4 protein-coding genes and 1 pseudogene are annotated in these 6,000 nt (G+C 42.0%); 1 reads left to right on the top strand and 4 read right to left on the bottom strand.

The features are described from left to right. The 4 genes and pseudogenes from HWQ58_RS12300 to HWQ58_RS12285 all read right to left on the bottom strand — a co-directional run. A pseudogene (locus tag HWQ58_RS12300) lies at positions 1–233 on the bottom strand (hypothetical protein); the annotation flags it as partial. Between the two features lie 342 nt (positions 234–575). Next, positions 576–1,097 carry a DMT family transporter gene (locus HWQ58_RS12295; protein WP_292862340.1) on the bottom strand — a complete coding sequence of 174 codons (522 nt, stop codon included), beginning with the start codon at positions 1,095–1,097 and terminating at the stop codon, positions 576–578. Positions 1,098–1,115: 18 nt separating this feature from the next. After that, complete coding sequence (locus HWQ58_RS12290; protein ID WP_292862337.1) at positions 1,116–2,615, bottom strand: EamA family transporter; 1,500 nt, start codon at positions 2,613–2,615, stop codon at positions 1,116–1,118. A gap of 45 nt (positions 2,616–2,660) precedes the next feature. After that, entirely contained in the window at positions 2,661–3,968 is a 1,308-nt protein-coding gene (locus HWQ58_RS12285; RefSeq protein WP_292862334.1) for a mannosyltransferase family protein, read from the bottom strand. Positions 3,969–4,593: 625 nt separating this feature from the next. Between HWQ58_RS12285 and dxr the strand changes: the two genes are divergently transcribed. Further along, positions 4,594–5,790, top strand: a complete 1,197-nt coding sequence (gene dxr / locus HWQ58_RS12280) for a 1-deoxy-D-xylulose-5-phosphate reductoisomerase (RefSeq protein ID WP_292862331.1) — start codon at positions 4,594–4,596, stop codon at positions 5,788–5,790. Positions 5,791–6,000 lie beyond the last annotated feature (210 nt).

Raw genomic sequence — 6,000 nt, 5'->3', positions numbered from 1 at the left:
GGGTATTTTAGTCGAACAATTTTGTAAGTTAAAAAGCCACAAAGAAAATCAACAGTCATCGCAAAAAGCTTAATTGCCAAAATTTTCGGCAATCCAGAAAGCAGGGTGGCAGCAATTAAAATCCAGTAGAGGTAGGGGGGTGTATAGTCGGCAAAACTATATTTAAGAGCGCTCAACCCGCCATGAGATGCGATGAAATCATACCAGCGCGCTAAAAAAAACTTGTAATCCACTGATTTATTTGGAACACAAACCAATCGAATCAGCACTGCTAATATAATCCCAATAGGCAAGTATCCAGCAACCGGGAATGGCAGAGAGTTTAAGAACCTATTAAATGGAGATTTCACTAATTTGAATAATGTTTTGTCGGAAGCTTTCGTCATAAATTGTATCAGTCTCGTTGGCTGTGTCCAAATACTACAGCAGATTTTAAGTTGATGAAGTACAAAAATACCCCACCCGCGCCGATATAAATTTCATCAATATTTTGGAGTTTGGGCAATATTTTCACACTACTTATACAAGTTAAATGTGGAACAGCTTATCTTTGGTAACTAGCTCTCATACTGCTACTATCCTTCGTTTGTTACTTGAATAATCGATTGACTAGATTGGGCTAAATAGATACCCGCTAAAACTACGGCAAAAGTAGCCCAGTCAAACAAACCTACTTGTTCTGAAAAAATGAACCAAGCAAAAATGGAAGCTAGAACTGGTTCTAGAAGAAGTGTGACGGCAACAACGCCTGAAGAGATTCTACTGAGGCTATAAGCTAAAAGTCCCTGACCCAGCACTTGACAGAAGAGAGCTTGGAAAATGATGAAAAACCAACCCGTCCAGGAATAGGGCAATAGTCTATCTTCGAGGAATGGGAGAACGGGTAGTAGAAACATTGTTGTTACTCCACAGCGCCACAGCATGATAGTTGCAGTGCTAAATCTGGTTCGGAGTCTTTCTATCAGCAGCATACAAGTAGCCATGAAAACCGCAGTTAGCAATGCTAATGCATCCCTTAATATTTGATCGGTTGCAAATTGCACCTTATTGAGTTCAAAGGCGATTGCTCCTGCCAAAGCGATGACCAAACCAATCACGAATCTGTTGTCGAAACGTCAACCAAATAACAGATACCCAGCCAAAGCAACAAATAAGGAGTTCAAATTAGACAGTAAAGCCACGTTGGCAACACTAGTTTGACTCAGCGACCAAGCCCACAATAGAAGGTAGGTTCCAGCAGAGGTTCCCATTGCCAACAATAGCCACACTTCTTGACTTGTAAAAGGCTTCTGTTCTATGGATTGGTTATCAAGCAAGGCAGAAGTAATATTGCCCTCTCCCTCTGCCTCCTGCCTCCTGCCTCCTGCCGGCGCTCGTGGACTCGCTACCGTTGCGCTATCCTGCCTCCTGCCTCCTTCAACAGACTGTTGGTAGCGGAAAGCCTCAAGTCCATTCCACAGCCCAAAGACAATTGTCGCAATCCAACTGCGATGAAAGACTACAGCATTTGCACCAATTTCTTGTTGACACAATTTGGTCAGAGATGGTGCTAAAGATATGGGAATTAGAGCAAACAATAATGAGACAGTTCCTAATAAAGCTGGTGTTTCGGAGAATTGTTGCTTCAGTAATGACAGTTTGAGCGTCATACTTTGAACGAAAGTGTTAATTATATTTTTGACTGATTCTTGCAACGGCAAATTAACAGCCTCTTGGCTAGATACGGCTAAGTATAAACCCATTAAAACTACAGCGAAACCTACCCAATTTGAGAAAGTTAATGTTTCCGAAAAAATTACAAGAGCGAAAATACCGCTAAATACTGGCTCTAATAGATGCACCAAGGAGACAACCACAGAGGAGAACTTGGCAAGGCTATAGGTCAAAAGCCCATGACCTAAAACTTGGCAAATCAGCGCCAAGAAAATTACCCAAAGCCACCCACTGACTGTAGAAGGAAAAAGCTGATCTTGAGTAAACAAAAGTATAGGGAAGATCGCTAAAGCCGCGATCGCACAGATCCACAACTGAATTGTGGCCGGAGAAAATTTGGTTCGTAATTTTTCTACGATCAGCAGGTATGCACTCAATAAAATCGCCGAAACGATCGCAGCCAAGCTTCCTTGAACCTCATCTGTGGCAATTTGCAACTCCTCAAATTCAATAGCGATCGCTCCACCAAGGGCGATGACCATCCCAATCAGGAATTGGTTCTCAAAACCCTGACGAAATAACAGCCACACCCCTAAGCTAGTAAATATGGGAGCGAGGTTATGCAACACACTAGAAATCGCAACGCTAGTTTGAGTCAGCGACCAAGCCAACAAAACTAAAGTGGCAGCCCAAAGAATACCAGCACCTAGCAATAGCAAAAGATCCTGGCTGGTGTAGGGTTGCTGTTCTACAGGTTTGTCTCCAGAAAATCGCTGCCATATTGCTTTGTATCCATGCCAGAGCAAGAAAACCACACTAGCAAGCCAAAAGCGATTAAATACAGTGGCACTGGGGCTGAGTTCAATTTCGCTCAATTTCATAAAAATAGAGTCAAAAGATATGGCACCTACACCTAGAAATAATGAAGCGATCGCTATCTTCGTTTGATTCGATACATTCATTAGGAAATTTAAATTCAATTTCTTAGCAATAATGGATTGAACTTTCTAACCAACCCAATGCTCTTGGGCAAATCCTACAGCTATTTTGGCTAGTAGTATCACAAAAGCGCCCAATATTAAATATCCTTGACGAGGATGGCGAGATAGCAGCACACCAATTGCTATGTTCAAAGGCACAATACCGTAGGCGAGACGGCTTAATGAGATAGTGCCTCCAGAAGCTAGCAGCAAACCAATACCACAAAAGCCATAAATAACTGTAACTGGGGTCAGTTGCGTGTGTAAGCGCCACAACACATAGCCACCACCTAAGACCATGAACAAGTTGAGGAAGTTATTGATCCACTCTTCGCTTGCCAGAATCAACAAAAAGAAGACTAAACCATAAAAGCCATAAAATAATTTTACAGAACTAAAACGTTGACGGAAATGCCATAAAAGATAGCCACCGGCAACAATCACGCCAAATAACAAGAGATACCAGGGGTCTTGAATTGTACCAGAGGAGTTTTGAACCCAGCCAAATTGCCAATTTTTACTGCCAACGGCAATTTGCATGAACATATTTAACCAACCCTGCCAATCAAACCCCAGAGTTGGTCGCCATCCCCGCTGTGCTTCGATAAAAGCTAAAGGGTCGCCAAAATAAATCGCACAATACAAACTGAATAGAAGTATGCCAATAGCAGTAGTGAAACTAGCTATATAGGCAACGGGTGGTCGGCGTTCTTTCCAGGCTGCGATCGCCAATGCTGAAATTAGTGCCATACCTGTAGGACGTGTTGCTGTCGCCATCGCGCCCCAAAAAGCAGTCCAGCCATACTGCTTTTGATCGAACGCCCGCAAAGTCGCCGTACTCAAAAATAAATACAGCCCCTCTGTGTAAATCACTCCCGTAAACATCGAAGCTGGATATAAAGAAAGTACAGCAGTTACCCAGTGTGCTGTATTGATGCCATAATGATCCTTGACCCAAAAGTACAAACAGTAAAGTGCTGCAAAAAATGCCAAGTTGTTGATTAATGTGCCTGCCAATTCAAACGATAAGCCCAACTCCATCAAAACCCAGATGCTTAAGGGAAACAGGGGAAAGAAGGCCAGATTATGTTGCTTGCCGTCATTCACAAATTCATAACCAGAAGTTGCGATCGCTCGATAATGGATACTATCCCAAGCATCAAAAACCCCCCAGCCAAAACGGGGCAAAAATTCCTCTGCTGGTAAGGATAGTTTTGGCGCAACCAGCAACATAGCTGTCCAGATAAATATTCGACTGGCAAGCCATATTGCTGCTGGAAACAAGAAATCATTTTTCCATAAAACTTTTTTTATAACTATCTGAACTTTGACCATAGGGTTGAGTGCTTCAACAAACTCCTTTGAGCATCCTTTTACCTATGGCTGTAACACAGCAATTTATGAGTAATATTTTGCATATTAAATCCTCCACCAACATAATTAACAAACTGGACAGATTAAAAATTACTTAAAAGTGTTCCATACTTGGTTACTTTTGCCAATTTTCTCAGAATTTATCTTTAGAAATATAGTATTTATAAATACAAATTTTGTCTAGTTATATGAAAATTTGTCATTTGTCATTTGTCAAGAGTCATTAGTCATTGGGCATTGGGGAAAAGGCAGGAAGCAGGTGGTAACAGAGCGTAGTCGTTGGCGCAGCCTCTCGTAGAGAAGTGAGGCAGTCCCAATGAAAAAATTTTCATCACCATGCATGAAAATGGGACTGGTAACTAGTATTTTTACTCAGCACGGGCTAAACGCCCCGCTACCGCTAACAGCACTTTCAAGTCAGAAGGCAGAAGTTCTTTAATGCGTGAATTTTGAATTGATTTCTCCCTCATCTCCCTCATCTCCCCACTCCCTCTTTTGGCATCAGTGTATCGATTATGGTGATTGCTGTGATTAAAGAGTCCCAAGCAATTTATAGTGGGAGTTGTCTGTAAATCCTTAAGCAATTGTGAAAGCGATTACTCTCGTTGGTTCCACTGGTTCTATTGGTACTCAGACTTTAGATATTGTCACTCAGTACCCAGATCAGTTTCGGATTGTGGGATTGGCATCTGGGAACAATGTTGAAATGTTGGGTGCTCAAATTCGGCAGTTTCGACCAGAAATAGCAGCCATTTGCTCAGAAGATAAATTACCAGCGCTCAAAGAAGCTATCATTGACCTCGATCCCCAACCGATTCTACTGGCAGGTGACGCCGGAGTGATAGAAGTAGCCCGTTACGGTGATTCCCAAACCGTTGTTACTGGTATCGTTGGTTGTGCTGGTTTACTACCCACGATTGCAGCTATTGAAGCTGGTAAAGATATTGCCTTAGCGAACAAAGAAACTCTGATTGCTGGGGCCCCTGTGGTTCTACCCTTAGTTGAAAAACATGGTGTAAAATTACTTCCAGCTGATTCCGAACACTCCGCAATCTTTCAATGCCTCCAAGGTGTGCCAAAGGGAGGCTTACGGAAAATTTTACTCACTGCATCGGGTGGAGCTTTCCGCGATTGGGATGTAGAAAAGTTAGCAGATGTAACCGTTGCTGATGCCCTCAAACATCCTAATTGGTCGATGGGACGGAAAATCACAGTAGACTCTGCTACTTTGATGAATAAAGGACTGGAAGTAATTGAGGCTCACTTCCTGTTTGGGTTGGATTATGAGAATATCGAAATTGTCATTCATCCTCAGAGCATTATTCACTCACTGATTGAACTGCAAGATACTTCAGTTTTAGCTCAACTCGGTTGGCCAGATATGCGCTTACCTTTACTGTATGCCCTATCTTGGCCCGATCGCATCTACACCAACTGGGAACGACTAGATTTAGTCAAAGCTGGAAATTTCACCTTCCGCGAACCAGATCACCAGAAGTATCCTTGTATGCAGTTGGCTTATGCTGTGGGTAAAGCTGGTGGTTCGATGCCAGCGGTGTTGAATGCCGCAAATGAGCAAGCTGTAGCTTTATTTTTAGATGAAAAAATTCGGTTTTTAGATATTCCCCGGTGTATCGAATGGGTGTGCGATCACCATCAAAATGATAACCGTGCAAATCCCTCTTTAGATGACATTTTGGCAGCAGATAAATGGGCAAGACAAGAAGTTTTAACAGCGACTGAAAAATTAGAAACTCACTCGCGGATAATTTCTCTGCGATAAAAACCTTCAGTTCAGTTTGGACTGAGGATTAGAAATTGATGTTTAGTCCCCAATCTCTAATCCCCAGCCTCTAATTTAATTAATATGGAAATCATTTCACTTGATGGCAAAGATGTATTTACCTAACTACAAAAAAGTTCACAAATAAAACTTTATTGAAGATAACTTTTGACTTCCGGCTCAGTCGTCAGTTTTATGTATATTTATAAT

Source organism: Nostoc sp. LPT (genome assembly GCF_017115165.1).
Classification (GTDB): Bacteria; Cyanobacteriota; Cyanobacteriia; order Cyanobacteriales; family Nostocaceae; genus Nostoc.
This window is presented reverse-complemented; position numbering and strand designations above follow the sequence as displayed.

Coding starts and splice junctions, on each gene's coding strand:
- HWQ58_RS12290 (WP_292862337.1), bottom strand. CDS start 2,615: ATGAATGTATCGAATCAAACGAAGATAGCGATCGCTTCATTATTTCTA.
- HWQ58_RS12285 (WP_292862334.1), bottom strand. CDS start 3,968: ATGGTCAAAGTTCAGATAGTTATAAAAAAAGTTTTATGGAAAAATGAT.